Source organism: Actinoplanes palleronii (assembly GCF_016862315.1).
GTDB lineage: Bacteria > Actinomycetota > Actinomycetes > Mycobacteriales > Micromonosporaceae > Actinoplanes > Actinoplanes palleronii.
On record NZ_BOMS01000090.1, the window covers coordinates 41,024 to 67,547 of the forward strand.

Consider the following 26,524-nt stretch of genomic DNA (forward strand, 5'->3'; position numbering starts at 1 on the left):
CCTATGGCCGGCGGCGGGCCGCTGGTGGTCCCGGTTCACCCCTTTCAGGTACGACGATCAGCGTCGCAGCCGGTCCAGGGTCAGCTTGGCGAAGCGTTCCCCCATCCGCCGATGCGCGGCCGTGTCCGGGTGCAGCGCGTCCGGCAGTGGCAGCTCCGCGTGATCCGCCTCGCCGTACAGCTCCAACCCGTCCACGTAATGCAGGTGCGGGTCGGACACCGCTCGCTCCGCCACGATCCGGGCCAGATGCGCGCGGATCACCGTGAGGGTCAGCTTCCCGGCAGCGACCTCGGCCGGATCCCCCGTGGCCCGGAACCGCACCTTGCCCTCCTTCAACGCCTCCACGTCGAACGCCCCCGGTCCCGGCGTCGCCTCGTGGATCGGGCAGAAGATCGGCGACACCACCACCAGCGGCACCTCCGGATGCCCCTCCCGGATCGTGTCCAGGAAGCCGTGCACGGCCGGCACGAACGCCCGCACCCGCATCAGATCCGCGTTCACCAGATTGATCCCGATCTTCACGCTGATCAGGTCGGCCGGGATGTCACGCATGGTCCGCGCCGTGAACGGATCCAGCAGCGCACCGCCACCGAAGCCCAGGTTCACCAGCTCCAGGTCGCTCTCCCGGGCGGCCACCACCGGCCAGATCCCGAGCGGGCTCGTCGCGTTCGACCCCTGACTGATCGAGCTGCCGTGGTGCAGCCAGACCGGCCGGGTCACCGGGGTCGCCGGCTCGATCGGGGCGTCGGCCCGCAGCGCGACCAGCTCGGTCGTCTCGGTGTGCGGGAGCCAGATCTCGACGTCCTTCACCCCGCCCGGCAGGTCGGTGAACGTGATCGTTCCCGGTCCGCTGTCGGTGGTCTCGGTGGCGCCGGTGGCCATGTCGACGGTGTGCCGGATGCCGCCCGGGATGCTGCCCTGCGCGGTGGGCCGGCCGTCGACGACGAGGTCGTAGACACCGTCCGGGCGGGCCGGGACGCCCCGGTACCCGAAGCGGGTGGGCACGGCGTCCAGCTCGATCGTGGTGGCGGCGGTGCGGCAGACCAGTCGTACCCCGGAGGGTTGTGCCTCGACCATGGCCAACTGCGGATCGGGAGTCTGTGCGCGGGCCGCGGCCGGCAATCGATGCGGCCGCAGGCCGCGCGCGGTCCGCTCGATCTCGACGGCGCCGCGGAGCATTTCGGGGGTGATCTCACTGGGGTGCACGAAGGGAACCTTTCTCAGGACGGCCAGTGGCGCAACGCGACATCGAGCGCGTCCACAGCCCGTGACCAGGACTGTTGCGAATCGGGTGAGCTGTGGTCGAAGCCGCCGGCCAGCTCGAGGCTCACGTACCCGTGGAAGGTGGCGCCGAGGAACCGCACCGCGTGGTTCTGCTCGGCGGCGGGCACCTGATAACCGCGCAGGACGGCGCGGAGCATCTCGCTGTGCCGCGGGCCGGCGCTGGCCGCGGCGGTCTGCGGGTCGAGCGGCAGCCGGGCCGCGGCATACCGGCCGGGGTGGGCACGGGCGTAGTCGCGGTAGACGCCGCCGAGCGCGGCCAGGGCGTCCCGGCCGGAGCGGCCGGCGAGCGCGGCCATCCCCCGGTCGGCGAGCTCGGCCAGCGCCAGCAGCGCGATCCGGGTCTTGAGATCGTGCGAGCTCTTGACGTGTGCGTACAGGCTCGGCACCGCCACACCGAAGTGCCGCGCCAGCGCCGACAGGCTGACCTGATCAAAACCGGCCGTGTCGGCCAGCTCCGCCGCCGCCTCGACCAGCCGGTCCGCGGTGATCCCCGCTCGCGCCACGCCCCACCTCCGTATTCCTATACCAGTTATACATTATCCTAAGGCCATTAGGAAGCGGGGCGGTAGACCCGTTCGTCAGGTACCCGGGGAGGCGGACATGATCTGATATAGCAATGGTGCGGGCGACCCTGACGAGAGGCAGCACCTGGCTGCGCGCGGGATTCGGCCTGGGCGTGCTGCTGCTCGCCGCACAGGTCGTGATGTCGTTCGCGGTCACCCAGGCCTGGGCCGACCGGCACCCGATCCTCGACGGCGGCCTGCAGGACGGGGTGTATCTGCTGGCCGCGGCGTTGGTGGCGGCGCGGGCCGCACTGATCCGCGAGGACCGCGGGGCCTGGCTGCTGATGAGCACCGGACTGTTCGCGTACGCGGCCGGCACGGTGTACTGGGTGGCCCTCTTCAGCCGGATGGACCACCCGCCGTTCCCGTCACCGGCCGACGCGTTGTGGCTGGCGTACTACCCGTTCGCGCTGGCCGCGGTGCTGCGCCTGCTGTGGGTCCGGCAGCGCCGGCTCAGTGCGGCAGCCTGGCTGGACGGCCTGATCGCCACGGCGTGTGCGGCGGCGTTCGCGTCGGTGATCTTCTTGACCGGTTTCGCCGGCAGCACCGGATCACGCTGGTCCGCCGTGATCAGCGTGGCCTTCCCGGTCGCCGACATCGTGCTGGCCGGGCTGTTGCTCGGCGCGTGGGCGCTCAGCGGCTGGCGTACCGAGCGGGTCTGGATGCTGCTGCTGACCGGCATGGGGATCAACTCGGCGGCCAACGGGATCCACGCGTTCCAGACCGCGGTGGGGCTGTCCCTGCCCGGTGGCTGGGCCGACCTGCTCTGGTCGGTCGCGCTGGCGGTCATCGTGGTGGCCGCCTGGCAGCGACCCCAACCGGCCACCGAACGGCGGCCGGCCAGCGCCGTGGTCGGCGCGGTGCTGCCGGCGGTGCTGGCCTGCGCGTCGCTGCTGCTGTTGCTCGGCGACTGGCGCTCCGTCGGCGCGCTGCCCCAGGTCAGTGGCCTGCTGGCGGCGCTGGCGATCACCGGCGCGATCGTCCGGATGCTGCTGACCGTCCGGGTGGTCGAGGCCCTGGCGGACGCCCGCCATCAGGCCCGCACCGACGACCTGACCGAGTTGCCCAACCGGCGCAGCTTCCTGGAGGCCGTCGACCGCAGTCTGGATCCGGGTCTGGTCGCCCCGGCGCTGGCCGTGGCGATCATCGACCTGGACCGGTTCAAGGACATCAACGACAGCTTCGGTCACCGCGTCGGCGACCGCTTGTTGCAGCTGGTCGCCGAGCGGCTGGCGGAGGCGGTCGGTTCGGTCGGCACGCTGGCCCGCCTCGGCGGTGACGAGTTCGGCGTGCTGCTGCCGGGCGTCGACGCGGAGCAGGCGCAGCAGATCACGACCGGTTTCCTGACCGTGCTGCGGCGCCCGTTCCACCTGGGGCAGATCGGCCTGCACGTCGACGCCAGCATCGGGGTGGCCGCGTGCCCGGCACACGGCGTCGACTCCAGCACCCTGATGCGGCATGCCGACAGCGCGATGTACCAGGCCAAGGACCACCAGAGCGGCGTGGCGCTGGCCACCGGCGGGCCCGACGACGACAGCGGGCGGCAGCGGCTGACCACGCTGGAGGAGCTGCGGGCCGGCCTGGACCGCGGCGAGCTGACCCTGCACTACCAGCCGCAGATGCTGATCGCCGAGGGCGTCGTCGCCGGGGTGGAAGCCCTGGTGCGGTGGAACCACCCCAGTCGCGGGCTGGTCTACCCGGACGGGTTTCTGCCGCTGGCCGAGCACGCCGGGCTGATGGGCCGGCTGACCACCCAGGTCCTGGAGATGGCACTCGCCCAGTGCCGCGCCTGGAACGACGACGGCCTGGCGCTCACCGTCGCGGTCAACCTGTCCGCGTCCAACCTGCAGGACTGCGACCTGCCCGGGTACGTCGCCGACGCACTGCTGCGCCACGGTGTGCCCGCGCACTCGCTGCACCTGGAAGTCACCGAGGAGATCCTGATCCGGGACGCGGCCCGGACCACCGAGATCCTCGCGGAGCTGCGCCGGATGGGCATCCGGCTGGCGGTGGACGACTACGGCACCGGCTATTCCAGCCTGGCCTACCTGCAGGCGCTCCCGGTCGACGACCTCAAGCTGGACCGGGCGTTCGTCACGTACTGCGACACCGACCCGCGCAGCGCGGCGATCGTGAAGAGCACCGTCGAGCTGGCCCACAACCTCGGCATGCGCATGATCGCCGAGGGGGTGGAGAGCGAGGCCGGGCTGGACCGGCTCCGGCAGTGGGACTGCGACCTCGCCCAGGGTTATCACGTCAGCCGGCCACAGGCCCCGGAGCAGCTCACCACCTGGCTGCGCCAGCAGGCGAGCGAGGTCGTGCACACCGACGACCACACGACGGTCGCCACGTCCTGACGACTCCCGTCCCGGGGTGCCGGAGGGGCCTACTCGGGCCGGCGGTGCTCGGCGGCATAACCGCGCAGCACGGCGGCCACCTCGCGCAGGAAGCCCACCGTCGCGGCGGCCTGCTCCGGCGTCAGCCGGGCCGCCGCCTGCTCGACCCCGTCGAAGAGGGGCCCCAGCGCGCCGAGCACCTCCCGGTACGCCTTCTCGGTGGCGACCACGGTCTGGCGACGGCGGTCCGAGGGGTGCGGGACCCGCTGGGCGTGCCCGGTCGAGGTGAGCCGGTCGACGAGCGTGGTGGCCGACGCGGACCGGATGTTGAGGCGCTGCCCCAACTCGGTGGGGCCGAGCCCGTCCGCGCTGCCGAGCAGGTGATCCAGGGCATGGGCGTCGGTCAGGTTCACCCCGAGCTTGCGGGCCAGACCCTGGGTCGCGTCGCCGTTGGCCTGCAGAAGCTCCCGGACGGCCAGCGCCATGTCGCTGTGCTGACGTTCCTGTGGCCTGGTCACGCCACGATCATAAGCCCACCAGGTAGCAAGAAAATCTAATTACTTGTATAACAAGATTCATGACAGCAGAGATACCTTCTCGGCGGCGCTGGCTCAGCCTGCTCGTGGTCAGCCTCGGCGTGGCGATGATCATCGTGGACGCGACGATCGTGAACGTCGCCGTGCCCGCAGTGATCACCGACCTCGGCGCCACCTCCAGCGACGCCCAGTGGATCCAGGAGTCGTACACCCTGGTCTTCGCGGCGCTGCTGCTGGTCGCCGGGCGCACCGCCGACCAGGTCGGACGGCGGCGGCTGTTCATGGCCGGCGTCGCGGTGTTCGCACTGGCCAGCATCGGATGCGCCCTGGCTCCCACCCCACCGCTGCTGATCACCGGCCGGCTGGTGCAGGGCATCGGCGGCGCGATGATCCTGCCCACCTCGCTCTCCCTGCTCAACGCCACCTTCACCGGGCGCGAGCGCGGGATAGCCTTCGCGGTGTGGGGCTCCACCATCGGCGGGACCGCGGCCCTCGGCCCCCTGCTCGGCGGCTGGCTCACCACCGACCTGTCCTGGCGGTGGGCGTTCGGCGTCAACGTCCCGCTCGGCGCCCTGCTGCTGGTCGGCGCGGGACTGCTGCTGACCGAATCCCGCGAACCCCGCACCGGGCACGGCAACGACTGGGCCGGCGCGGTGCTCTCGGTGGTCACCATGGCCGGACTCGTCTTCGGCCTCATCCAGGGTCGCAGCTACGGCTGGTTCGAGCGCACCGGGCCGGTGGACGTGGCCGGGCTCTCGTGGACCGCCCGGCTGTCGCCCGTACCCTTCGGTTTCGCCCTCGCCGCCGCCGGCCTGATCGTCTTCATCCTCGTCGAGCGGCGCCGCAACGCGGCGGGCCGGCCGGTCCTGCTGGACCTGTCGCTGTTCGCGATCCCCTCGTTCCGCAACGGGAACCTGGTCGCCGGCGTCGTCAGTCTCGGCGAGTTCGGGCTGCTGTTCGCCCTGCCGCTGTGGCTGCAGAACGTCCACGGCTACAGCGCGTTCGAGACCGGGCTGGCCCTGCTGCCGCTGGCGGCCGGCAGCTTCCTCGCCAGTGGCCTGGCCGTGCCGCTCACCGCCGCCCGCGGACCGATCTTCGCGGTACGCGCCGGCATCGTGCTGGAGATCGCCGGGGTGGTGGGTACCGGCCTCGTCGCGGCACCGGACACCGCGTGGTGGCAGATCACGCCGATGCTCTTCGTGTACGGCGTCGGCGTCGGCCTGGCCACCGCGCAGATCACCGGCGTGGTCCTGGCCGACGTGCCGGTCGCGATGAGCGGCCAGGGCTCCGGCACGCAGAGCACCACCCGCCAGCTCGGTTCGGCGCTGGGTATCGCGGTGCTCGGCACCGTGCTGTTCAGCACCACCGCCGGCCAGCTGACCACGGCCCTGGACAGCCGCGGCGTAGCCGAGAGTCAGCGCTCGGCGGTCGTGTCCGCCGTCGAGGACAGCGCCGGCGCCGCGATCCCCGGCCTCGCCGCCGACCCGCGCACCGCAGCGCTGGCCGGCGACGCCGCGCAGGCGTTGTCGACCGCCACCCGGTACACCGCCTTCACGGCGGCCGGGTTCCTGCTGCTCGGCCTGCTCGCCTCGGCCCGGTTGACCCGCGCCGCCCGCCACACGCCTGACACCGCCGCCGTCCCGGAAGGTCTGCACGAATGATCTCGCCACCGCACGGTTCCGCGAAACGCCTGATGCCCTCGCCGCTGGCGGTGGACGACCTCCAGGACCGGGTGCACAAAGCGATCGAGCACTTCCTGTCCGCGCGGGCCGCCACGCTGGCCGCGGTCAGTGACGACTGCGCTCCCCTGGTCGGTTACGCGGCGGACCTGCTCAGCGGCGGCAAGCGGCTGCGCGCGGCGCTCTGCTACTGGGCCTGGCGGGCGGCCGGCGCGCCGGACGAACCGGCCGTCGTGGCGGCCGCCGCCGCGCTGGAGTTCTTCCAGGCCGCGGCGCTGATCCACGACGACGTGATGGACGCCTCCGACATGCGGCGCGGGGCACCGGCGGTGCACCGGCGATTCGCCACGCTGCACCGCGCCAACCGGTGGGCCGGCGACGCCGACCACTTCGGCCTGTCCGCCGCCGTGCTCGTCGGTGACCTGTGCCTGGCGTGGAGCGACGAGCTCTACACCGGCAGCGGCCTGCCGGCGGACGCGCTCGCCCGGGGACGCACCACCTTCAACCTGATGCGCACCCAGCTCATGGGCGGGCAGTACCTCGACCTGATCGAACAGGCCGCCGACGGCCGCGATCCGGCGGGCGCGCTGCACCGCGCCCGCCGGGTCATCCGGTTCAAGAGCGCGAAGTACTCGGTCGAGCAGCCCCTGCTTCTCGGCGCCGAGCTGGCCGGTGCCGGCCCGGATCTGCTGGCCGGGCTCTCCGCGTTCGGCCTGCCGCTCGGTGAGGCCTTCCAGCTGCGCGACGACATTCTCGGTGTCTTCGGCGACACCGCGCTGACCGGCAAACCCGCCGGCGACGACCTGCGCGAGGGCAAGCGAACGGTGCTCGTCGCACTGGCCCTGCGCGATGCCGATCCCGTACAGAAAAAGGTGTTCGCCGCGCATTTCGGCGACCCCGGCCTCGACGCCGCCGGCGTCGCCCGCCTCCGCGAGATCATCGTGGCCACCGGCGCCCTGGCCGCGACCGAGGAGATGATCACGAGCGGGTTGCGCGAGTCGCTGACCGCCCTGCACACGATCGACATCGACCCGCGCAGCCGATCCGTGCTCGCCTCGCTGGCCCGCAACGCCACCGACCGGACCTTTTGAGTACGACGGGCAGCGACGGGCAGACTGTCGTTCATGGCCATCGACTCAGCGGCTCTGCGCTCGCACTTCCCCTCCCTCGACTCCGGCATCGCGTTCTTCGACGGGCCCGGCGGCACCCAGACGCCGCGCCCGGTCGCCGAGGCGATCGCCGCGACCATGTTGCAGCCGCTCTCGATCCGCGGGACCAGCACGGTCTCCGAGCGCAACGCCGAGCGGGCCGTCGCCGAGTTCCGCGCCGCCTACGCCGACCTGCTCAACGTGCCGGCGACCGGCATCGTGCACGGGCGCAGCGCCACCCAGCTCACCTACGACTTCTCCCGGCACCTGGCCAAGACCTGGCAGGCCGGCGACGAGATCGTGCTCAGCCGGCTCGAGCACGACAGCAACGTCCGGCCGTGGGTGCAGGCGGCCGAGCGGGCCGGGGTGAGCGTGCACTGGATCGAGCTCGACGGCGCCGAACTCGACCTCGGCTCGTACCGGCGGGTGCTGTCGCCGCGGACCCGGCTGGTCGCGGTCACCGCCGCGTCGAACGTGCTGGGCACCATCCCGCCGGTCCGGGAGATCGCTGACCTGGCGCACGCGGCCGGCGCGCTGCTCTACGTCGACGGGGTGCACTACGCCGCGCACCAGCTCGTGGACGTGCCGGCGCTGGGGGCGGACTTCTTCGTGTGCTCGCCGTACAAATTCTTCGGTCCGCACTGCGGGGTGCTCGCCGCCGCGCCGGCCCTGCTCGAGGGTCTGGAGCCGGACAAGCTGCTGCCGTCGACGAACGTGGTCCCGGAGCGGTTCGAGTTCGGCACCCTGCCCTACGAGATGCTGGCCGGCGCGACCGCGGCGGTCGACTTCCTCGCCGCGATCGCGCCCGGGGACGGCACCGACCGCCGGGACCGCCTGACCCGGTCGTTCGAGGCGGTGCACGAGCACGAGCTGAGCCTGCTCGCCCAGCTGGAAACGGGCCTGCGCGCGCTCGGTGACCGGGTCACGGTGCACTCCCGCGCCGCCGACCGCACGCCGACCACCCTGATCAGCCTGGACGGCCGGGACGCCGGTGAGGCCCAGCGCCACCTGGCCACCCGCGACGTGCTGGCACCGGCCGGCTCGTTCTACGCGCTGGAGCCGTTCACCGCCCTCAAGCTGCCCGAGCCGGCCCTCCGCGTCGGCCTGGCGCCCTACAACACCCCCGAGGAGATCGACAGGTTCCTCACCGGTCTCGCCGAATTCCTGGGGTGAGGCGCTAGGACCAGGCGATCTCGCCGTGCCGGTCGACGAACCGGCCGGAGCCGTGCCCCGGCCCCTCGGTGGCCAGCGCGACGATCGCGTCGGTGCCCTCGGTGACCGTCTGCGGGCCGCTGTAACCGTTCAGGTCGGTCGCCGTGTAGCCGGGGTCGGCGGCGTTGATCCGGATGCCGGGCAGGCCCTTGGCGTACTGGGTGGTCAGCATGGTCAGCGCCGCCTTCGCCGACGTGTAGGCGGGCGCCACCACCCCCGACTCGGGCCGGTCCGGGTCGTGGGTGTGTGCCAGCGAACCCATGCCGCTGCTGACGTTCACGATCACCGGGTCCGCCGATCGGCGCAGCAGTGGCAGGAACGCCGTGGTGGCGCGCACCACGCCGAACAGATTCACCTCGAACACGTCCCGGAAGTCGTCGGCGGTCAGCGCGCCGGGATCGCCGTACGGCCCGGAGATCCCGGCGTTGTTGATCAGTACGTCGACCGCGCCCTCGTGCCGCTCCACGTCGGCGACCGCGGCCGCCACCGAGGCGTCGTCGGTGACGTCGATCGGGACGAACCGCGCGCCCAGCTCCTCGGCGGCCGCGGCGCCCAACCGAGGGTCCCGGGCCCCGACCACAACGGTGTGTCCGAGCTCGATCAGGCGGCGGGCGGTTTCGCGGCCGAGGCCCTTGTTGGCCCCGGTGATAAAGGTGATCGTCATGGGTTCCATGGTTCGCCGGGCGACCGGGCACCCACCAGGGACGTCGTGACGGTAGGAAGACCAGTACCACCCTCGCACCGCCGCCGTGCGCGACGATGGGCGCATGACGAGCGAGGCGGCGGGACTGGGCGCGACCCTGCGCGCCTGGCGCAACCGGCTGTCCCCGGCCGCGGCGGGCTTGCCGGCCCGGCACGCGCGCCGGGCCGCCGGGCTGCGCCGCGAGGAGTTGGCCGAGCTGGCCGGCCTGTCGGTGGACTACGTCGTCCGCCTGGAGCAGGGCCGCGCGACCACCCCGTCGGCGCAGGTCGCCGCGGCGCTGGCCCGCGCCCTGCAGCTCACCGTGACCGAACGCGATCACCTGTTCCGGCTGGCCCGCCTGGCGCCACCACCGGACGACCTGATCAGCGACCACATCCCGCCCGGCGTGCAGCGGGTCGCCGCCCGGCTCGGCGACGCCGCCACCGCGATCTTCGCCGCCGACTGGCAGCTGATCTGGTGGAACCGCAGCTGGGCGGCGCTGCTCGGCGACCCGTCGGCGGCGCCACCGGCCCGGCGCAACTTCGCCCGCGACCTCTTCCCCACCGCGTCCGACCCGGCTCCGGTGCTGTCCCGGTGGCTGGTCGTCTCGCGGGACGACGGCGCGACAAGAGCCGCGGTCGTCGCCGACCTGCGCCGGGCCACCGGCCGGTTCCCCCGCGACCCGCGGCTGGCGCGCCTGATCCGCGACCTGACCGACGGCAGCCCGGAGTTCGCCGCGCTGTGGGCGGCCGGCGCGGTCGGCGCGCACCGCGAGGACCGCAAGACGATCCAGCACCCCGCGGTCGGCCCGATCACCGTCGACTGCGACGTGCTGGGCGGCGGCGACACCGACCTGCGGATCGTCATCATGACCGCCGCGCCGGACACCGCGGACGAGACGAAACTACGCCTGGCCACGGTCGCCGGAGCACTGCCCTGACCCTGGTCAGGCCTTGGCCGCGACCGCCACGGCGAGGGCGTCCACGGCGTGCTGGTTCATGTCCAGCTCGCTGTGGATCACGTCGAGGATCGTGCGGTCGGTGCCGATCACGAACGTCATCCGCTTGGTGCTCAGCGGCCCGAGGTTCAGCTTGCGCTTCACCCCGTAGGCCGCGATCGTGACCGATTCCGGATCGGACAACAGCGGGTAGTCGAACGTGTTGGTCTCGGCGAACAGCTTCTGCTTCTCGACCGGGTCCTTGCTGATCCCGACCCGCTGCACGCCTGCTGCGCGGTATTCGGTCGCCAGGTCCCGGAAGTGGCAGGCCTCCGCGGTGCACCCGCGAGTCATCGCCCCGGGATAGAAGAACAGCACGACCGGCCCATCCGCGACGAGGTCGCTCAGCCGACGCGGTGTCCCATCCTGATCAGGCAGTTCGAAGTCGGGCGCGATGTCACCTTTACCAATGCTCACCGACGCACCCTACGTCAACAACTCCCCGCCCGCCGCCAGGCCGATTCCCCTCCGCGTCACCCCTATTTGGTACGAATACGGAGCGACCGCCCGCAGGCTACAAGCCACGTCCCGTGACAGTCTCGCGCCCGACCGCGCCGCCTCCCGGCCGCCACGCGCCTCCCGGCCGTCGGCGCAGTAGGCGTTGATGGATCCGTTCGCGCGGGCGTGGGCCGTCAGTCCGAGGTCCGGATCTGCTCCAGGTAGATCAGAGGCTCCCGGAGGTACTCCATGAGCTCCCGCAGCGCGTCCTTCTCCGCCGTGGTGATCACGACGTCCTCCTCCGACAGCGCGCCGACGAGCGTCGTGATCGCCAGGTCCCAGGCCCCGGCGCCCCTGGCGGACAGGACGATCGGCAGGTACTTCGGGCTGATCCTGGGTGCGAGCTGGTCGGTGATCCGGCGGCTGCGCCGGAGGTAATCGATGACTTCCATGGGTCTCCCGTGGGTTCGGTGGTCAGGCCGGCGGATTGGTGGTGACGCCCTCGCCGCTGACGGGGTGGCCGCCGGAGATGCTGCCGTCCTTGTCCAGGGTAACGAGGCAGGTGATGCCGTCGCGGGTGCCGGTGACGGTCCAGCCGTCGTCGTGAGGACGCGGCGCAGGGCGGCTGTCGGGGTTGACGGCGATGCTCTTGAACCAGCCCTCTACCTGTGCCGTGGTGGTGCCAGGCGGGAAGAGCGTCTTGTCGGGCACGGTGGACGAGGGCTTGTGGCCGCCATTACCCCTGCCGTCGCCGTCCCAGACCTTGTCCATCGTCCCGTCGCCCATCTGACCGAAGCGGTGCATGTCGTACCTGGCGTCGGCGAAGTCGGGGTCGTCCCAGGGGTTCTTGGGCGCCTCCGGCTCGGAGGTTCCGGAGGTGCCGGAGGTCTCGGTGCCCTTCGGGTGGTACTTCTCGGCGCTCTGAATGCCCTGCTGCTGGGCTGGTCCCACGCGCCTGGGCATCATGCCGGGGCTGAACTTGGGACGCGTGGGGCCATCGCCGTCACCGCCGCCACCACCGTGCGATGGGGTGGGGCCCGAGGGGTGCTTGTTGTGGAGGCTCGCCACGGCGAACAGGACCACCAGGACGGCGGTGGTCCGCAGCGCCGCCAGGAGTTGTCGCATCGAGGGCCGCCTAGACGTCGAGGAGTGCGCGGAGGGCGGAGATGCTGGTGATCAGGCCCATCAGCCAGCCGAAGATGCGTCCGGTCCAGCGGACGACCGCGACCGCGAGCTGGGCGACGACCAGCGGTGTGGCGACGCCGAGGGTGAAGACCTCCTCGGCCAGCCACACCACGACCTTGGCGATGCAGTCGGCGATGAAGGCACGCACGACCTCCCGCACCGTCTGCACCAGGGTTCCCGCGCCACGGGTCGCGGCACCCATGCCGGCGGCCGTGCCCGCGAAGATCCCGGCGACGTCGATGTTGCCGGCGAGCATGTAACGGTAGGCGTCGGCGGCGGCGCCCTGCCACTCGTTGAGGTCGCCGACCAGCCGCGCCTTGAGGTCCTCGGCGATGGAGAACAGCTCATCGGCCATGTTGTCCCAGGTCATGGCGTGCGTCTCGATGATCTCGGGAGCACCGGCGAGCCAGTCGAGGGCCTGCTTCAGCGGCTCGACCTGCTCGACGGCCCACTCGATGCCCATCGACAGGAGCGTGCTGAACGGGTCGATGGCGATGGACGCCCCGTCGAGAGCGGCGCCCATGCCCGCGATCGAGCCGTCGATCCAGCTGCCGGAGTCGATGGCGTCCTTGATGCCTTTGTAGTCGTCGGCGAGCGGCAGGCCGGTCCAGTCGTCGCGGTGCGCGGCGCTGGTCGACGAGATGTCGGAGGTCGTGGCGATCAGTGGGTTGCTCATGAGGGCGCCGGGGCCGCTCAGGTCGCGGAGCGGAAGGAGTTGAAGCCGCCGGTGGTCGACTCCTCGGTCCGCTGGTAGGCGTCGGCGGTCTTCTTGATTCCCGCGGCGAGCAGCTCGATGTTCTCGGCGAGCATCCCCACGCCCTTGTCCTGGTCCCGGTGGCGTTCCTCCATGACGGGCGGGAGGAACTGGCAGAGCTCCCCGTAGGCACCGTCGGCCTGGAAGATCGCGCCGCTCGCGGCCTTGATCGCGGCGAAGCGGTCATGAATGGCCAACATGGCCGTGGCGTGCGCGCGCAGGGCCTCGATGTCGACCTCGAACCCACCGGCCATCAGTACCGCACCTCGTCGTCCTCGGTGCCGGCGGTCCGGAATCCGGCCAGCAGGGCCCGGCCGGTCGCCGAGTCGGCGCCGACCGTCTCCCGCACGACCTCGGCGGCGGCCTCGGCGAGCTTGACCCGCGCGTTGCGATAGGCGCCCATGATCGCCAGCTGCGACTGCTCCAGGCTCAGGCGCTGCACCCGCGCGGAAAGCCGGACGTCGGCCATCGCCCCCGTGGAGTCGACGGTGACCTCGACGGCCCCGCTGGCGTCGGCGGCCGTGACCCGCAGCGCGCTCAAGCCGGCAGCGGCGGCCTGCGTGTCGGCGGCCCGGCGCGAGGCATCGGCCTGCCAGGCCTCCAGGCGTTCCCGCGCATCCTCGGCGTCCAACAGCGAACCACCCACCGTGCCCCCGATTCCGTAGCCGATCAAGAGATAGAAGGGCGCCAGTGTAGCCGCGATCCGCCACACCAAGATTGCCGAGCGCGGGAAGCGGCCCTTCCCCGAAGGCGTCCGGGAGATCGTGTGGAGGTTCTGTGACGGGCCTTCCACCGGGGCGGCCGGGACGCCAGAGTCGTCGGCATGACGCTCCGACCTCACCCCGGGACGCCGCTGCGGAGCCGGCGCGGCCTGCTGCAGACCGCGCTCAGCTGCTCCGGCTGGCTGCTGCTGGTTCCGCTGGTCTGGTTCACGCAGGACCCGCGCTTCGGCGGGTCGTATGTCAGCCTGCCGATCTGGCTGGCCGCCCTGCTGTTCGCGGCCCTGATGTCGACCACGACCATCCTGCTCGCCTGTATGCAGCGCTCCTGGGGAGTCGCCCTGGTCAGCCTGGCCCTGGCCGCCACCGGCATGGCCTTCACCCTGCGGCAGAGTTCCCAGATCGACTACGCCGAGTACCAGGTCAGCTCGCACCGCACCGAACTCGCCGCGCTGGCCCAGGACTACCGCGTCGGCCGGTTGACCGTCGACCTGACGATGATCCCCACCGCGGATGGCAACCGTGGCCGGCCGGAACGGGAGCTGGGCGACGGCTGGTGGTGGGTGGCCTAGAGCTGCACGCGATCGAGCAGGCCGGCCGTGGTGAACGCCTTCACGAGGGGGTCGTGGCCCTCGGTGAAGTGCGCCCAGCTGTCGAAGTGCACCAGCACGACCTGCTCCGCGGCGAGAACGCGCGCGGCCTCGGCGGCCTGCTCGCTGTCCAGGGTGAGCAGGGCGCCGTCGAAGAGCCCGGTGCGGACCGCGCCGGCGAACAGGATCGCGGTGTGGATCGGCGCGAACCGCGCGGCGATCTCCTCGACGATCTCCAGGGACGCGTTGTCGCCGCTGACGTAGACGGTGGGCAGGCCGTCACCGGTCAGTACGAAGCCGGTGACGTCACCGGTGATCGGCTCGCAGCCCTCCGGGCCGTGCCGGGCCGGGACACCGGTGATCGTGACCGCGCCGAGCCGGGTCGACTCCCACGGGGCCAGACCGCGGGCGGTGCCGCCGAGGCGTTCCGCGCCGCTGGGCGTGGTCAGAGTCAGGGGTACGTCGGCGAGCAGCGCCCGGCCGGAGTCGTCCAGGTTGTCGGCATGCTCGTCGTGCGAGAGCAGCACCGCATCGATCCGGCCGAGCTCGGACGGCTGGGCGGCGGCGGGGGCGAGCTTGACCAGCGTGGTGCCGCTCGGCGAGGGGTAGCTGCGGGGCTCGTCGAACGTCGGGTCGGTGAGGAAGCGCAGGCCACCGTACTCAAAAAAGGCGGTCGGACCACCAAGAACCTTGACGGAAATCATGGATACCTCACGGATAGCAGTGGTGTCATCCGTGATGCTAGCCGTTTGTCACGGATGAGCGCAACCAGTACCGTGAGAAACGTGATCGACACTGCGCCGGGGGCGGACCGGCACCCGGGCCTGGACCTCGCCAACAGCCGCCTCGCCGTCCCCGGCGGCCCGCCTGTCGACCTGCTCGACACCCCCGAGGCGGCGACGCACTGGTTGGTCGAGCGGCAGCTCGTTCCGGCGGACGCCGAGCTACGGGAGATCTGCGCGGGGCGCCTGCGCGGTCTCCGCGAGCAGATCCGCGAGCTGCTCGCCGCACGCGCGCACGAGACCGAGCCACCGGCAGCGGCGCTGAGCGCCATCAATACCGCGCTCAGCCGGGTGCCGACCGCGAACGAGCTGCGCTGGGATCCGGCCCTCGGCCTGCACCGCGCCGCGCCGCACCCCACCGACCAGGTGGTCGACCACGCCCTCGGCCTGCTCGCCGCCGACGTCGCGGATCTGCTCACCGGCGCGGACGCGGAACGCCTGACGGCCTGCAACTCCCGCCCGTGCCAGCGGTTCCTGCTGCGCAGCGGCCGGCGCCAGTGGTGCTCGGTGCGCTGCGGCGACCGGGCCCGGGCCGCGCGCGCCTACGCCAAGCGCACTGACAAGAACTAACCGAGATCGATCGGGCGCTCGAAGAACGTCTCCAGCACCACCACCGTCTGCGTGCCGCTCACCCCGGCGATCGCGTAGATCCCCCGCAGCGTCGCCTGCAACTCCTCGGTGGTCGCCGTGCGCACCTTGACCAGCAGCGACGACGCCCCGGCCACCACGTGCGCCTCCTGGATCGCCGGGATCGCGAGCAGCGCGTCCCGGGTCGGCGGATCACCCATCCACGCCCCCGCGTCGATCATCACGTACGCGGCGACCCCGCGGCCCACGGCGGCCGGGTCGACCTCGACGGTGGTCCGGCGGATCACGCCACGCTCGCGCAGCTTGCGGACCCGGTCGTGCGCCGACGCCGCGGAGAGTCCCACCGCCCGGCCCAGCTCGGCATACGACCGCGTCGCGTCCTCCTGCAACTGCACGAGCAGCCGCCGATCCACCTCATCCACCCGTACTCCTAATGATATTCGTCAAAAGACGGCCTTGACCGTACCAGGTTCGGTATGGCTACGATTCGATCCATGGTTCTCGCTGAATTCAAGATGGTCGACGAACGGTTCCGCTACCTCGACGGCGACTTCGTGGTGGAACAGCTGCACACCGGCGCCCGCAAGACCGAGGGCCCGGCGTATTTCCCGGCCGGCCGCTATCTGGTGTGGAGCGACATCCCCAACGACCGGCTGATGCGCTGGGACGAGACCAGCGGCGCGGTCGGCGTGTTCCGGCACGCCGCCGGATACCCGAACGGCAACACCGTCGACCGGCAGGGCCGGCTGATCACCTGCGAGCAGGGCCACCGGCGGGTCACCCGCACCGAGCACGACGGCGCGGTCACCGTGCTGGCCGATTCCTATCAGGGCAAACGCCTGAACAGCCCGAACGACGTGGTGGTCCGCTCCGACGGCACGATCTGGTTCACCGACCCGGTGTACGGCATCGCCAGCGACTACGAGGGCCACAAGGCGGACAGCGAGTTCGGCGGCGCCTGCTACGTCTTCCGCCTCGACCCGGCCACCGGCGACCTGCGCATCGTCGCCGACGACTTCTGCCGCCCGAACGGCCTGGCCTTCTCCCCCGACGAGCAGCAACTCTTCATCGCCGACACCCGGCAGGAACCCAGCCACATCCGAGTCTTCGACGTCACCGCCGACGGCATGCTGACCGGCGGGAAAATCTTCGCCACCTGCGATTACGGCCGCTTCGACGGCCTGCGCGCCGACGCGGAGGGCCGCATCTGGGCGGCCGCGTGGGACGGCGTGCACTGCTTCGCCCCGGACGGCACGCTGATCGGCAAACTGCTGCTACCGGAGTCGGTCGCCAACCTGACGTTCGGCGGCCCGGCCCTCAACCACCTGTTCATCGCCGCGGGCACCTCGGTCTACACGCTGCGCGTGACCTTCAACGGCGCCCGCTGACCCCGGATGCCGGCCCCACGTCAGCTGGATGGGGAGGGGGTGCCGGCGCCGAGGGCGACGCCGAGCCTGGCCACCACGGCCGCGTAGGCGGTGTCGCCCCTGGTGAGCGTGGTCTTGGCCGCGGCGACCTGAGCGGCGTCGCCGGCGGTGGCACCGGTGCGGCAGTCCTTCGCGCCCTGCTGCAAATCCGTGAGCGCCGACGACCACAGTGCCTGGGCCTGCGGGTCGGGAATGGGGTCGAACTTCGTGATGATGGTGAGATCGTGATCGAGGAAGTCGCAGGCCGACCGGATGTTCGAGAAGTCGGCCGCGGCGGCCGGGTCGATGGCCATGCTGCGCTTGACTTCGCCGAAGGCGTGGTCGATAGCCTGCAGTCCTTCCCGGTGACGGCTGTCCTCGAACCACGCGACGAGCTTGACCTGCGCATCCGCGGAGAGCGTCGGCACCTCGGCAGCGGATGACGTGGTGGCGGCAGTCGGCGCGCCGGTGGACGACGAGCCGCCGCCGCAGGCGGCAAGCGGGACCACAGAACCGGCGATGACCAGACTGAGCAGGAACGGACGCACGAAGACTCCCTCTACTGACGTTCCGAAACATTACCGCGCCCGGACCCCGGCTGATTTCACACGCGTCGATGCGATGGCTGAAGTCGTCCAATGTCGATCCACGACCACCGGGCACGACCAGGTCGCCGCCGTAGATAACCTGGCCGGTATGGACGATGCGGAGATCGAACGGTCCGATGTCCTTCGCGTACGCCTGGCGTGGGAGCGGCCCGGGCGCAGGTTGCCGATCAGCGTCACGCTCGACGCCGGCACCGAAGTGGCGGTCGCCGTCCCGCTCGGTGACGGTCGTACGCTGCTGGCGGTCGCCCATGATCAGGACGGTCCGCCCGCGCTCGTGTCACTGTGGGACCCGGCGACCGCCGAGAAGATCGGCGAGCCGCTGACCTATCCGGCGGAGGCCGTCACCGCGATGGTCGCGCTGCCGGCGCCGGACGGGACGCCCCTGCTGGCGGTCGCCTACCTGGACGTCGACGATTCGCTGGTGCAGGTGTGGGATCCGGTGGCGGGCAAGCGGGTCGGCGAGCCGCTGCCGGGCCCGATCGACAGGGCCGGCCTCGCCGCCGTGCCGGTGCCGGGCGGCCGTCACCTGCTGGCCGTCATCGAGGATTCCGGCGGCGTGCTGCGACTCTGGGATCCGGTCACCGGCGAACCGGTGCTCGGACCGCTCGGCCCCGATGCGGAGCCGGAACAGCTGGAGAACTGGGCCGTCGCGGCCACGACCACGCCGGACGGCCGCTCGCTGCTGTTGACCGTGTACGGCGACGAGAAGGAGGCCGTGGTCCGGTCCTGGGATCCGGTGAGCGGGCAGCTGTTGGGCCCGTTGCTGCGGACCCTCCACGACGCGGCCAGCCCGTACCGGATAGCGGCATTGCCGCTACCGGACGGCCGCCTCGTCCTGGCGCTCGCCCGTGGCCACGAGGACGACGGGTTCGTGGTGCGGTTGTGGGACGCGGCGACCGGCGACCCGATCGGTGATCCGATGGAGGGCTACGGCCTGACGCCGGTGCCGGCGGCCGACGGCACGGTGCCGCTGCTGGCGGTCGGCGATGGACTGTGGGATCCGGGGTCGGGCCGGCGGGTGGGTGACGCCGGCACGAACGGCGTGCCCCGGCCCATCGCGGCGGTGCCGTCCCCGGGCGGCCCGACCCTGCTGGCCGGTCCCGGACCGGACGGCAGGCTCTGGCTGTGGGATCCCGCCACGGTACGACCGCTGCCGAGCGGCGAACGGGTCGGCCCGGTCGCCTTGCTGACCCCGGTGACGCCGCCCGGCGGCCGCACGTTGCTGGCCACGTCCGGCACCGGCGAGTTCGGCGGTCCGGTGGACGAGGCCGTCCGATTCTGGGACGCGCTCACCGGTGAACCGGTCGCGCCCGCGTTGACCGGCCACGCCGGGGGCGTCACCGCGATGGCGTCGGCGCCGTTGCCCGACGGGCGGGTGGCCGTGGTTACGTGTGACGCGGCCGGCACCATCCGTTCATGGGACCCGGTGACCGGGCAGCTTCTCGCCGCGACGCCGACCGCCCGCGCGAACGCGGTCCGCTCGATGACGCCGATCGGCCTGCCGGACGGGCGGACGCTGCTGGCCACCGGCAACGACATGAACGTCCTCCGGCTCCGCGACCCGGCGACCGGAGGCAGCGCCGGCGACATGTTCACCCGGCTCGACCGGCCAAAGCTGCGGGCGCTCGCCGCGGTGCCCATGCCCGACGGCCGCGTACTGCTGGCGGCCGGCAACGCCACCCCGGCTCGCGGCGGCAGCTGGGCGGCACGACTGTGGGATCCGGCGACCGGCCTGCCGGTCGGTGAGCCGATCGGCGCGGACATCCGGGTGTGGTCGCTGGCGGCGACGCCGGCTGGACACGACCGGCCGCTGCTGGCCGCCGGAACCGAGGACGGCACGATCCAGATCTACGACGTCCTCGGCCGCGAGGTGCTCGGCGAACTCCCCGGAAAGCACCCGTGCCTGCTCACCGCGCCCGACGGCCGGCCCGTGCTGGCCGTCGGACGCCGGGACGAGGTCGAGTTCTGGGATCCGATCGGCTGCCGCCGCCTGACCTCGCTCCGGATGGGAACCAAGGTCCAGGCGCTGGCCGCGGCCGGCTCCCGGCTGGCGGTCGGTTGTGCGCACGGCCTCGCCGTCCTCGACCTGGGCAAGCCCTACCGAAAAGCCGAATAGTAAGGATCCGTGGGCGGCCGGTCGCCGGTGACCGGCGCCGACGGGGGCAACGACACCGCGATCTCCTGCCTCCAGGGCATCCGCAGCACCACGACGTCGCCGGCCGTGAACCGGACGGCGTCCTCGGTGTCCCAGTCCATGTACTCGTGCGGGTAGCTGGACACCGGCATCTCGACGCCGACGTCGACCCGGTGCAGTTCTTGGTCGGGCAGGTGCAGCGCGCGCAGGCTCGCCCAGTCGAGCGTGACCCGGGCGCCGGACCGCTTGTCGAACAGGTCGGTGAAGTGCTGGTCGGTGCCGCGCACCCGGTATCCGTCCGCGACGAACCCGACGAGCCAGCGGCTGTCCGGCGAGAACACCGGCGGGTGCCCGTGGCGGCCCGGCACCGCGGGGAGCCCACCGATGTGCCGGAACTCGGGCCGCACCTCGAACAGCTCGAAGCCGTGCGTGTGGTCCTCCGCATCGATGTCCCCCGAATAGATGAACAGCGCCAGGTAGCGCTCGTCGGGGGACACCACGAACGCGTACTCACCGACCGGGGTCCTCGGCTCGAACGGCGCCACCTCATCGGACGCGCCCGGCGCGACCAGCGTGAGCGCGGACTCGCCGGCACGCCACTCGACGACGCCGGCACCGACGTGCGCGGTGGGCGGCGGCGGCGGGGCGTTGCACTCGGCCACGATCTCGTCGAGCAGCAGCCCCCGGCCGTCGAGATCCTCATCCGTCCACCTGTGCCGCGCCGGGCAGAACCAGTCCGGCAGCCCCGGCTCGATCATGCAACCGCCGAGACTGACACGGCCGGCCTCGACGGCACGGAGCAACGGCGGAGCGGGCAGACCGTAGACGAGCATCGTGCCGGGCTCACCGCACTCCGGGCAGTTTTCGATCATATGGCTGGCTCCCCTCGCCGCATGGTCTCGGTGACACGCCGGTTGTCGGCCGCCACCCGAGCCGAAGCCGTCAATAGTTGCAGAGCGGCCTCGTGGCTCGATCCCGGCGCCGGCGTGTACGTCAGCACGCGGTGCCCGTCGTCGTCGGGCAGGTGCAGCGCCTCGTAGTCGAGTTCCAGATCGCCGACCACCGGATGATGCAGGAGTTTCGTGCCCGCGCCGCACACCTGAACCGGATGTTCGGCCCAGCACGCCGCGAACTCGGGACTCTTCACGATCAGCTCGCCGACCAGCGCCGTCAGCGCGGCGTCGTCGGAATAGCGGCCCGCTGCCACCCGCAGCGAGGCCACGGCCCGGCTGGCTTCCTCGTCCCAGCGCCGGTACAGCTCTCGGGTGTGCGGGTCGAGGAACAGCATCCGGGTCAGATTCGGCCGATCCGCCGGCCGGTTCGGAGCCGCGCGGTCGACGTGCCCGGCGAACAGCAGATGACCGAGCTCGTTCCAGGCCAGGACCTCGCTGTGGCGGCCCAGCACGAGAGCCGGCACGTCCCGCATCGCGGTGATCAACCGCTCGACACCACGCCGAGCCGCCTCGGTGCGCTGCGGCCGGCGCCGCTTCGCCGGTCGTGGCCGGGCCAGCTCGTGCAGGTAGGTACGTTCGTCATCGGTGAGAGCCAGCGCCCGGGCGATGGCGTCGATCACGGACTCGGACGCGTTCGCGCTCTGCCCCTGCTCCAGCCGGGTGTAGTAGATGGGGCTGACCCCGGCCAGCTGGGCGAGTTCCTCCCGCCGCAGCCCCGGCACCCGGCGTGGTCCGTACGACACCAGCCCGACATCCTCGGGGCGCAATCTCGCGCGTCGAGTCCGGAGGAAGTCCGCCAGCTCGCCACGGCCCCCACGCTCACTCTGCATGAGCCCATCTTGCCCATGGTCACGGCGTGCTGCCTGTCCCTGCCAGTACCAGTCGGGCTCCGCGTAGCCGGAACAGTGGACTGGTTGCCGGCGAACCCGCAGGTCAGGGTGATTCAGCGGCAGGCGCTGCCGCCTGCCTGACCATCAACCACGACGCGGAGGTCGCCTCGATGACCCGTACGGACTCGGTCCACGAGACCAGCAGAAACCAGGCTTCAACCACGGGGAGACGCCGTGACCGGCTCACTCTCGCCGTCCTGCTGACCGCGAGTTTCGCCCTGGCCGTCGACTTCTCCATCCTCAACGTCGCCCTGCCGGTGATCGGCGCCGACGTCGGCTTCGCCCTCTCCGGTCTGCAGTGGATCGCGACGTCCTTCGCGGTGTGCGCGGCCGGGTTCACCTTGTTGTTCGGCCGGATCGCCGACATCGTCGGACGGCGCCGGTTGTTCCTCGCCGGCATCGCCCTGCTGGGCGTCTCCTCGCTGGCCGGCGGGCTGGCCACCGGCCCGGCCGTCCTGATCGTCGCCCGCGTCGCGCAAGGTCTGGCCACCGCGGCCGTCACCCCGGCCGCCCTCGCCTTGCTGACCACCTCGTTCCCGGAGGGGCCCCGGCGCGAACGGGCGCTCGGCCTCAACGGTGCACTGATGGCTGCCGGATTCACCACCGGCGCCATCCTCGGCGGTGTCGTCACCGACGTGCTGAGCTGGCGATGGGCGTTCTTCGTCAACGTGGTCGTCGCCGTCGTCGTGCTGGCGGTCGCCCCGTTCGTGCTCGCCGAGAGCCGCCCCGGCCAGCGCCCGCGCCTGGACGTGCCCGGCGCTGTCACCGTCACCGCCGGACTGCTGGCCGTCGTCCTCGGCCTCACCAGCGCCGGAGAGCACGGCTGGACCGATGTCCGCGCCTGGGGCGGGCTGCTCGCCGGAGTCGTACTGCTGATCGGATTCCGGGCGATCGAACGCCGGGTCGCCGCGCCGCTGGTGCCCGTACGGATCCTGCGCGAGCGCAGCGTCGCCGGGGGCAACATCGCCGGCGTCCTCGCGTTCGCCACCGAAACCTCGCTGGTCTTCCTCCTCACCCTCTACCTGCAGGAAGTCCTCGGTTACTCGCCGCTGGCCGCCGGGCTGTCCTTCGCGGTCCTCGGCCTCGGCACCGTTCTCGGCGGCGCCATCGGCCCCACGGTGATCGCCCGGCTCGGCAACCCGCCGCGGGCCCTGGCACTCGGCATGGCCGTCCAGGCGGCGGCGACCCTGGCGCTGGTGTCTCTCGGCCCCACCTCGAACGGGATGCCGCTGCTGCTGATCGCCACCTTCATCGGCGGCGTCGCCAACCTGGTCGCCATCGTCGGGTTCATGGTCACGGCCACCTCGGGCCTGCCGGACGACGAACAGGGCCTCGCCGCCGGTCTCGCAACCATGAGCCAGCAGATCGGCATCACCCTCGGCATCCCGGTCATGTCGGCGATCGTCGGTGCCACCCTCACCTCGCTCGGCACCGATACCACCGGCAGCATCCTCACCGCGGTACGCACCGCCATCGGCGTCAACACCGCCCTGTGCGTGATCACCGCAGTGGCCGTGGCGACGTTCCTGCGGACGCCACGCATCGTCACCACCGCCGTGCCGGGCAGGTAGAGCCCCGTCAGGCTTTGACCACGTTGGTGCCGCTGACCTTGACGGCGACCTCGCTCAGCGCCTTGGTGGCCGGGCCCTGCACCACCGAGCCGTCCTTGATGGAGAACTGGCTGTTGTGGCAGTTGCACAGAATCTTGTCGCCGGTGATCGAGCTGACCGGGCAGCCCTGGTGTGTGCACACCTTGCTGAACGCCTTGAACGCTCCGGCAGTCGGCTGGGTGACGACCAGATCCGTGCCGATCACACCCCCACCGACCGGGACGTCCGCGACCGCCGCCACCACATCCGCGCTGTCCCCGGCACCGCTCGCCGCGGAAGTCTCCGTGGTCGCCGGCGTCGTCGTGCTGACCGCGGCGTCGTCGGTGTCGTCCGACGAAGAACCGCACGCCGTCAGCAGGACGCCGGCCCCACCCGCCCCGGCCAGCTGCAACACGCGGCGACGGGCGACAGCTGGGTCCGGCGATTGGTCACTCATGCCTGCTCCAGGAAGGTCGGCGACGGGCAGATCGGTAGTCCAAAATATCACCAATCGCCCGCCCGTCGAGGCCGATCAGAGCGGGGTCAGCAGACGCAGCGCGGCCGTGACGGTGTCCGCCATCGCGATCCGGGCCGGGGTCAGGTACTTGCGCGGGTCGACCAGCTCGGGTCGCCCGGCCAGGGTCGCCCGGACCGCGGCGGTGAAGGCCGTGTTCAACGCCGTACCAATGTTGATCTTTGCCATGCCGCCGGACACCGCGGCGGTCAGCTCGCCGTCCGGCACACCCGACGAGCCGTGCAGGACCAGCGGCACCGGCACGGCCGCGCGCAACCGCGCGATCAGCTCGTGGTCCAGGCGCGCGGTCCGTTCCCGCATCGCGTGCGCGGAACCGACCGCGACCGCGAGCGCGTCCACCCCGGTCGCCGCGACGTAGGCGGCCGCCTCGTCCGGGTCGGTCCGCACCCCGGGAGCGTGCGCGCCGTCCTTCCCGCCGACCTCGCCCAGCTCGCTCTCCACCCACAGTCCCAGGGCTCGGCAGCGGGCTGCTGCCGCTGCGGTGGCGGCGACATTGTCGGCGTACGACATCCGCGACGCGTCATACATCACCGACCCGAATCCGTTCGGCGCCGCCTCGTCCAGCAGCTCGGCGCACTCGACGTGATCGAGGTGCAGCGCGACCGGCACCGTGGACGCCCGCGCCACCGCAACGGCGGCCGCGGCGATCGGGGCGAGCCGGCCGTGATGGAACCGGACCGCGTTCTCACTGATCTGCAGGATCACCGGGCGCCCGGCCGCCTCGGCCCCGGTCACGATCGCCTCGGCGTGCTCAACGGTGATCACGTTGAACGCGGCCGCCGCCCCGCCCCGCGCCCGAGCCGCCATCACGATCTCCCCGGTCGGCGTCAGCACGCGGCACCGCCAGCGCCAACAACGACGGCGGCGAGCGCGGCCCGGGTCAGCACGACCCACCGCCACTGGTCACGGCGAGCGCCGCGCGCGTCGAACGGTAGACATCGGGGTCGAAGGAGCCGGCGACCGGGCTCGCCACCGCAGCGGCACCCAGCGCCACCGCGTCGGCGAGCAACTCCGGCCACCCGGCCCCGTCCCGCAGCCCACGGGCCAGCGCCGCCGCGCACGCGTCGCCCGCACCGGTCGGGTTGCCGTCGACCGGGTAGGGCGGCGCGCACCGGAACTCCCCGTCCGGCGTGATCGCGTGCAGCCCCTCCGGCCCGTGCGAGACCACCAGCGCTCCGCCTTCCAGGGAGACGGTGCCCAGCTCGGCCAGCTCCTCGGCGTTCGGCTTGGCCACGGTGGGCGCGGCCGCCAGACCGTGCCGCAGCGCCGGGCCGCTGGTGTCCAGCAGCACGGGTACGTGCTCGGCGGCGGCCAGCCGGCTCAGTACCGCGTACGCGTCAATCGGCAGACCCGGCGGAAGCGAACCGCACAGCGTGACCACCGCGGCCCGGCCGACCAGCTCGCGGAAGTGGTCGACGAACCGCAACCACTCGGCCGCCGGGACCACCGGCCCGGGTTCCCAGAAACCGGTCGCGCCGCCGGGGTCGACGACCGCGACGGTACGGCGGGTGTCCCCGGCGATCGGCACGAACGACGCCGGCACCCCCTCGGTGGCCAGCAGCGACGCGACCACCGCGCCGGACGGCCCGCCGAGCAGGCCGGTGGCCAGCACCGGTTCGCCGAGCGCGTGCAGCACCCGGGCCACGTTGAGCCCCTTGCCGCCGGCGCGTTCGGCGACCCCGGTGACCCGGTGGGTGCGATGCGGGACCAGCGCGCCGACCGGATAGGTCAGGTCGAGCGCGGGATTCAGGGTGACAGTAACGATCATGGTCAGGGCTCCGCTGCCGGATCTGCCCCGCCTCGGGCCGGATGGAGCGGCCCTGGCGCCTGACTGCCGGACTGGATACCGGCTGGGCGACGATCGTTGGCACGATTCCAACTGATCGAACGCGCACGTGTCAATAGCCGTTCGTGCGCGTATGGTGCTCATCGATTGTCCATATGAACATCTGGAGCACGCATGCCCGAGTTCGACGTGCTGGTCGTCGGCGACGCCAACCCGGACCTGCTGCTGCGCGGCGACGTGCGCCCGCGCTTCGGCCAGCAGGAACAACTGCTCACCGGCGCCGACCTGGTCCTCGGCGGTTCGGCCGCGATCACTGCGGCGGGCTGTGCGCGGCTAGGGTTGCGGACCGCGCTGCTCACCGCGGTCGGCAAGGACTTCTTCGGTACGTTGGTCCGCGACCACCTGGCGTCCCTGGGTGTGCGGGTGCTCGCCGTGGAGTCCGGGGACACCCCGACCGGGCTGACCGTGGTCCTCGCCGAGCCCGACGACCGCGCCATGCTCACCCTGCCCGGCACGATCGCCGCGCTGCGCCCGTCGGACGTCACCGCCGAGCTGCTGTCCCGCACCCGGCACGTGCACGTCGCCTCGCTCTACTTGCAGCCCGTTCTCGCCGCGGGTCTGGCCGGGGTGTTCGCGGCCGCGCGCACCGCCGGGGTGTCCACGTCCCTGGACACCAACTGGGACCCGACCGGCGAGTGGTCCTGGATGCCGGAGATCCTCCCGCACACCGACGTGTTCCTCCCGAACGCCGCCGAGCTGCTGGCGGTGACCGGCGCGGCCTCGCCCTCAGCGGCCGCGGAGCAGCTGGTGGCGAACGGCGCCACCGTGGTGATGAAGGACGGTGCCCGCGGTGCGCAAGCGTGGTGGCCGGGCGGTTCGTGCACCGCGCCGGGCGTCCCGGTGCAGGTGGTGGACGCGGTCGGAGCCGGCGACAGCTTCAACGCCGGCTTCCTGGCCGCCCGCCTGAGTGGCCGCGACCTGCCGTCAGCGGTCAGCTGGGCCGCGGTCGCCGGCTCCCTGAGCACCCGAGCAGCCGGCGGCACCGCCGCCCAGGCCACCCCGGACGACCTCCCCCACCCCTGACCACCTCCCCACCCCGGGCCACCTCCCCACCCAGGACCACCTCACGG

Annotated in this window: 29 protein-coding genes; 11 read left to right on the plus strand and 18 right to left on the minus strand. The window is 72.1% G+C overall.

Annotation, left to right across the window (positions count from 1 at the left end):
- Positions 1–57 precede the first annotated feature (57 nt).
- A complete protein-coding gene (locus Apa02nite_RS51995) occupies positions 58–1,206 on the minus strand; it encodes an SGNH/GDSL hydrolase family protein (protein WP_275412538.1) in 1,149 nt (382 codons plus the stop codon).
- Between the two features lie 14 nt (positions 1,207–1,220).
- Positions 1,221–1,787, minus strand: coding sequence for a TetR/AcrR family transcriptional regulator (locus Apa02nite_RS28540; RefSeq protein ID WP_203827749.1), 567 nt, complete (start codon positions 1,785–1,787; stop codon positions 1,221–1,223).
- A gap of 113 nt (positions 1,788–1,900) precedes the next feature.
- On the opposite strand from Apa02nite_RS28540, the gene Apa02nite_RS28545 reads away from it, so the two are divergent.
- The gene (locus Apa02nite_RS28545) at positions 1,901–4,204 is read left to right on the plus strand and encodes a putative bifunctional diguanylate cyclase/phosphodiesterase (protein ID WP_203827750.1); all 2,304 of its coding nucleotides are present in this window, start codon (positions 1,901–1,903) and stop codon (positions 4,202–4,204) included.
- Positions 4,205–4,233: 29 nt separating this feature from the next.
- Here Apa02nite_RS28545 and Apa02nite_RS28550 read toward each other — a convergent pair whose 3' ends face one another.
- Positions 4,234–4,701 carry a MarR family winged helix-turn-helix transcriptional regulator gene (locus tag Apa02nite_RS28550; RefSeq protein ID WP_239164633.1) on the minus strand — a complete coding sequence of 156 codons (468 nt, stop codon included), beginning with the start codon at positions 4,699–4,701 and terminating at the stop codon, positions 4,234–4,236.
- Between the two features lie 59 nt (positions 4,702–4,760).
- Between Apa02nite_RS28550 and Apa02nite_RS28555 the strand changes: the two genes are divergently transcribed.
- The 3 genes from Apa02nite_RS28555 to Apa02nite_RS28565 are packed head-to-tail and all read left to right on the plus strand — an operon-like array spanning position 4,761 to position 8,719.
- Complete coding sequence (locus tag Apa02nite_RS28555) at positions 4,761–6,380, plus strand: MFS transporter (RefSeq protein WP_203827751.1); 1,620 nt, start codon at positions 4,761–4,763, stop codon at positions 6,378–6,380.
- 32 nt (positions 6,381–6,412) lie between these two features.
- Positions 6,413–7,489 (plus strand): polyprenyl synthetase family protein, encoded by a 1,077-nt coding sequence (locus Apa02nite_RS28560; protein ID WP_203827816.1) that lies wholly within the window; start codon positions 6,413–6,415, stop codon positions 7,487–7,489.
- 33 nt (positions 7,490–7,522) lie between these two features.
- The gene (locus tag Apa02nite_RS28565; protein WP_203827752.1) at positions 7,523–8,719 is read left to right on the plus strand and encodes a cysteine desulfurase-like protein; all 1,197 of its coding nucleotides are present in this window, start codon (positions 7,523–7,525) and stop codon (positions 8,717–8,719) included.
- Between the two features lie 4 nt (positions 8,720–8,723).
- Here the strand turns inward: Apa02nite_RS28565 and Apa02nite_RS28570 are convergent, their stop codons facing one another.
- Positions 8,724–9,422 (minus strand): SDR family NAD(P)-dependent oxidoreductase, encoded by a 699-nt coding sequence (locus tag Apa02nite_RS28570; RefSeq protein WP_203827753.1) that lies wholly within the window; start codon positions 9,420–9,422, stop codon positions 8,724–8,726.
- A gap of 103 nt (positions 9,423–9,525) precedes the next feature.
- Here Apa02nite_RS28570 and Apa02nite_RS28575 point away from each other — a divergent pair, with 103 nt between their 5' ends.
- A complete protein-coding gene (locus tag Apa02nite_RS28575) occupies positions 9,526–10,380 on the plus strand; it encodes a helix-turn-helix domain-containing protein (protein ID WP_203827754.1) in 855 nt (284 codons plus the stop codon).
- A gap of 6 nt (positions 10,381–10,386) precedes the next feature.
- Here the strand turns inward: Apa02nite_RS28575 and Apa02nite_RS28580 are convergent, their stop codons facing one another.
- From Apa02nite_RS28580 to Apa02nite_RS28605, 6 genes are all read right to left on the minus strand, one after another.
- Complete coding sequence (locus Apa02nite_RS28580; protein WP_067702254.1) at positions 10,387–10,854, minus strand: peroxiredoxin; 468 nt, start codon at positions 10,852–10,854, stop codon at positions 10,387–10,389.
- Between the two features lie 215 nt (positions 10,855–11,069).
- The gene (locus Apa02nite_RS28585; protein ID WP_203827755.1) at positions 11,070–11,327 is read right to left on the minus strand and encodes a hypothetical protein; all 258 of its coding nucleotides are present in this window, start codon (positions 11,325–11,327) and stop codon (positions 11,070–11,072) included.
- 22 nt (positions 11,328–11,349) lie between these two features.
- Positions 11,350–12,000 carry a hypothetical protein gene (locus Apa02nite_RS28590; RefSeq protein ID WP_203827756.1) on the minus strand — a complete coding sequence of 217 codons (651 nt, stop codon included), beginning with the start codon at positions 11,998–12,000 and terminating at the stop codon, positions 11,350–11,352.
- A 10-nt stretch (positions 12,001–12,010) separates the two neighbouring features.
- On the minus strand, positions 12,011–12,736 hold the full coding sequence (locus Apa02nite_RS28595) for a WXG100 family type VII secretion target (protein ID WP_203827757.1): 726 nt from the start codon (positions 12,734–12,736) through the stop codon (positions 12,011–12,013).
- A 17-nt stretch (positions 12,737–12,753) separates the two neighbouring features.
- On the minus strand, positions 12,754–13,068 hold the full coding sequence (locus Apa02nite_RS28600; protein ID WP_203827758.1) for a type VII secretion target: 315 nt from the start codon (positions 13,066–13,068) through the stop codon (positions 12,754–12,756).
- Complete coding sequence (locus tag Apa02nite_RS28605; protein ID WP_203827759.1) at positions 13,068–13,445, minus strand: YbaB/EbfC family nucleoid-associated protein; 378 nt, start codon at positions 13,443–13,445, stop codon at positions 13,068–13,070. The genes Apa02nite_RS28600 and Apa02nite_RS28605 overlap by 1 nt, the downstream gene beginning before the upstream one ends.
- Positions 13,446–13,637: 192 nt before the next feature.
- On the opposite strand from Apa02nite_RS28605, the gene Apa02nite_RS28610 reads away from it, so the two are divergent.
- Positions 13,638–14,105, plus strand: a complete 468-nt coding sequence (locus Apa02nite_RS28610; RefSeq protein WP_203827760.1) for a hypothetical protein — start codon at positions 13,638–13,640, stop codon at positions 14,103–14,105.
- On the opposite strand, the gene Apa02nite_RS28615 is transcribed toward Apa02nite_RS28610, so the two are convergent.
- Entirely contained in the window at positions 14,102–14,827 is a 726-nt protein-coding gene (locus tag Apa02nite_RS28615; RefSeq protein ID WP_203827761.1) for an MBL fold metallo-hydrolase, read from the minus strand. The two genes, Apa02nite_RS28610 and Apa02nite_RS28615, sit on opposite strands and share 4 nt — an antisense overlap.
- Positions 14,828–14,881: 54 nt before the next feature.
- Between Apa02nite_RS28615 and Apa02nite_RS28620 the strand changes: the two genes are divergently transcribed.
- Positions 14,882–15,475 carry an ABATE domain-containing protein gene (locus Apa02nite_RS28620; RefSeq protein WP_203827762.1) on the plus strand — a complete coding sequence of 198 codons (594 nt, stop codon included), beginning with the start codon at positions 14,882–14,884 and terminating at the stop codon, positions 15,473–15,475.
- On the opposite strand, the gene Apa02nite_RS28625 is transcribed toward Apa02nite_RS28620, so the two are convergent.
- Positions 15,472–15,915, minus strand: coding sequence for an Lrp/AsnC family transcriptional regulator (locus Apa02nite_RS28625; RefSeq protein WP_067702282.1), 444 nt, complete (start codon positions 15,913–15,915; stop codon positions 15,472–15,474). The two genes, Apa02nite_RS28620 and Apa02nite_RS28625, sit on opposite strands and share 4 nt — an antisense overlap.
- A gap of 72 nt (positions 15,916–15,987) precedes the next feature.
- On the opposite strand from Apa02nite_RS28625, the gene Apa02nite_RS28630 reads away from it, so the two are divergent.
- Positions 15,988–16,881, plus strand: a complete 894-nt coding sequence (locus tag Apa02nite_RS28630; RefSeq protein WP_239164634.1) for an SMP-30/gluconolactonase/LRE family protein — start codon at positions 15,988–15,990, stop codon at positions 16,879–16,881.
- A 20-nt stretch (positions 16,882–16,901) separates the two neighbouring features.
- Here the strand turns inward: Apa02nite_RS28630 and Apa02nite_RS28635 are convergent, their stop codons facing one another.
- Positions 16,902–17,447, minus strand: a complete 546-nt coding sequence (locus Apa02nite_RS28635; RefSeq protein ID WP_203827764.1) for a hypothetical protein — start codon at positions 17,445–17,447, stop codon at positions 16,902–16,904.
- Positions 17,448–17,595: 148 nt separating this feature from the next.
- On the opposite strand from Apa02nite_RS28635, the gene Apa02nite_RS28640 reads away from it, so the two are divergent.
- Complete coding sequence (locus Apa02nite_RS28640) at positions 17,596–19,623, plus strand: WD40 repeat domain-containing protein (RefSeq protein WP_203827765.1); 2,028 nt, start codon at positions 17,596–17,598, stop codon at positions 19,621–19,623.
- On the opposite strand, the gene Apa02nite_RS28645 is transcribed toward Apa02nite_RS28640, so the two are convergent.
- Both Apa02nite_RS28645 and Apa02nite_RS28650 read right to left on the minus strand, forming a co-directional pair.
- The gene (locus tag Apa02nite_RS28645; protein ID WP_203827766.1) at positions 19,605–20,513 is read right to left on the minus strand and encodes a hypothetical protein; all 909 of its coding nucleotides are present in this window, start codon (positions 20,511–20,513) and stop codon (positions 19,605–19,607) included. The genes Apa02nite_RS28640 and Apa02nite_RS28645 overlap by 19 nt on opposite strands.
- Complete coding sequence (locus Apa02nite_RS28650) at positions 20,510–21,424, minus strand: helix-turn-helix domain-containing protein (protein WP_203827767.1); 915 nt, start codon at positions 21,422–21,424, stop codon at positions 20,510–20,512. Before Apa02nite_RS28650 ends, Apa02nite_RS28645 begins: the two co-directional genes overlap by 4 nt.
- A gap of 170 nt (positions 21,425–21,594) precedes the next feature.
- Between Apa02nite_RS28650 and Apa02nite_RS28655 the strand changes: the two genes are divergently transcribed.
- Entirely contained in the window at positions 21,595–23,055 is a 1,461-nt protein-coding gene (locus tag Apa02nite_RS28655) for an MFS transporter (RefSeq protein ID WP_203827768.1), read from the plus strand.
- Between the two features lie 7 nt (positions 23,056–23,062).
- Here the strand turns inward: Apa02nite_RS28655 and Apa02nite_RS28660 are convergent, their stop codons facing one another.
- The 3 genes from Apa02nite_RS28660 to Apa02nite_RS28670 all read right to left on the minus strand — a co-directional run bounded on the left by Apa02nite_RS28660 (position 23,063) and on the right by Apa02nite_RS28670 (position 25,376).
- A complete protein-coding gene (locus tag Apa02nite_RS28660) occupies positions 23,063–23,530 on the minus strand; it encodes a Rieske (2Fe-2S) protein (protein ID WP_203827769.1) in 468 nt (155 codons plus the stop codon).
- Positions 23,531–23,605: 75 nt separating this feature from the next.
- Positions 23,606–24,442 (minus strand): class II fructose-bisphosphate aldolase, encoded by an 837-nt coding sequence (locus Apa02nite_RS28665; protein WP_203827770.1) that lies wholly within the window; start codon positions 24,440–24,442, stop codon positions 23,606–23,608.
- Positions 24,443–24,488: 46 nt separating this feature from the next.
- Positions 24,489–25,376, minus strand: a complete 888-nt coding sequence (locus Apa02nite_RS28670; protein WP_203827771.1) for a 1-phosphofructokinase family hexose kinase — start codon at positions 25,374–25,376, stop codon at positions 24,489–24,491.
- A gap of 192 nt (positions 25,377–25,568) precedes the next feature.
- On the opposite strand from Apa02nite_RS28670, the gene Apa02nite_RS28675 reads away from it, so the two are divergent.
- The gene (locus Apa02nite_RS28675) at positions 25,569–26,477 is read left to right on the plus strand and encodes a carbohydrate kinase family protein (RefSeq protein ID WP_203827772.1); all 909 of its coding nucleotides are present in this window, start codon (positions 25,569–25,571) and stop codon (positions 26,475–26,477) included.
- Positions 26,478–26,524: the final 47 nt, after the last annotated feature.

Bases quoted from the DNA above. Each gene is read 5' to 3' on its own strand.
- Apa02nite_RS28545 (WP_203827750.1), top strand. From the start codon at position 1,901: ATGGTGCGGGCGACCCTGACGAGAGGCAGCACCTGGCTGCGCGCGGGA.
- Apa02nite_RS28555 (WP_203827751.1), top strand. From the start codon at position 4,761: ATGACAGCAGAGATACCTTCTCGGCGGCGCTGGCTCAGCCTGCTCGTG.
- Apa02nite_RS28560 (WP_203827816.1), top strand. From the start codon at position 6,413: ATGCCCTCGCCGCTGGCGGTGGACGACCTCCAGGACCGGGTGCACAAA.
- Apa02nite_RS28565 (WP_203827752.1), top strand. From the start codon at position 7,523: ATGGCCATCGACTCAGCGGCTCTGCGCTCGCACTTCCCCTCCCTCGAC.
- Apa02nite_RS28570 (WP_203827753.1), bottom strand. From the start codon at position 9,422: ATGACGATCACCTTTATCACCGGGGCCAACAAGGGCCTCGGCCGCGAA.
- Apa02nite_RS28575 (WP_203827754.1), top strand. From the start codon at position 9,526: ATGACGAGCGAGGCGGCGGGACTGGGCGCGACCCTGCGCGCCTGGCGC.
- Apa02nite_RS28585 (WP_203827755.1), bottom strand. From the start codon at position 11,327: ATGGAAGTCATCGATTACCTCCGGCGCAGCCGCCGGATCACCGACCAG.
- Apa02nite_RS28590 (WP_203827756.1), bottom strand. From the start codon at position 12,000: ATGCGACAACTCCTGGCGGCGCTGCGGACCACCGCCGTCCTGGTGGTC.
- Apa02nite_RS28595 (WP_203827757.1), bottom strand. From the start codon at position 12,736: ATGAGCAACCCACTGATCGCCACGACCTCCGACATCTCGTCGACCAGC.
- Apa02nite_RS28600 (WP_203827758.1), bottom strand. From the start codon at position 13,068: ATGGCCGGTGGGTTCGAGGTCGACATCGAGGCCCTGCGCGCGCACGCC.
- Apa02nite_RS28610 (WP_203827760.1), top strand. From the start codon at position 13,638: ATGACGCTCCGACCTCACCCCGGGACGCCGCTGCGGAGCCGGCGCGGC.
- Apa02nite_RS28615 (WP_203827761.1), bottom strand. From the start codon at position 14,827: ATGATTTCCGTCAAGGTTCTTGGTGGTCCGACCGCCTTTTTTGAGTAC.
- Apa02nite_RS28620 (WP_203827762.1), top strand. From the start codon at position 14,882: ATGAGCGCAACCAGTACCGTGAGAAACGTGATCGACACTGCGCCGGGG.
- Apa02nite_RS28630 (WP_239164634.1), top strand. From the start codon at position 15,988: ATGGTTCTCGCTGAATTCAAGATGGTCGACGAACGGTTCCGCTACCTC.
- Apa02nite_RS28640 (WP_203827765.1), top strand. From the start codon at position 17,596: ATGGACGATGCGGAGATCGAACGGTCCGATGTCCTTCGCGTACGCCTG.
- Apa02nite_RS28645 (WP_203827766.1), bottom strand. From the start codon at position 20,513: ATGATCGAAAACTGCCCGGAGTGCGGTGAGCCCGGCACGATGCTCGTC.
- Apa02nite_RS28650 (WP_203827767.1), bottom strand. From the start codon at position 21,424: ATGCAGAGTGAGCGTGGGGGCCGTGGCGAGCTGGCGGACTTCCTCCGG.
- Apa02nite_RS28655 (WP_203827768.1), top strand. From the start codon at position 21,595: ATGACCCGTACGGACTCGGTCCACGAGACCAGCAGAAACCAGGCTTCA.
- Apa02nite_RS28660 (WP_203827769.1), bottom strand. From the start codon at position 23,530: ATGAGTGACCAATCGCCGGACCCAGCTGTCGCCCGTCGCCGCGTGTTG.
- Apa02nite_RS28670 (WP_203827771.1), bottom strand. From the start codon at position 25,376: ATGATCGTTACTGTCACCCTGAATCCCGCGCTCGACCTGACCTATCCG.
- Apa02nite_RS28675 (WP_203827772.1), top strand. From the start codon at position 25,569: ATGCCCGAGTTCGACGTGCTGGTCGTCGGCGACGCCAACCCGGACCTG.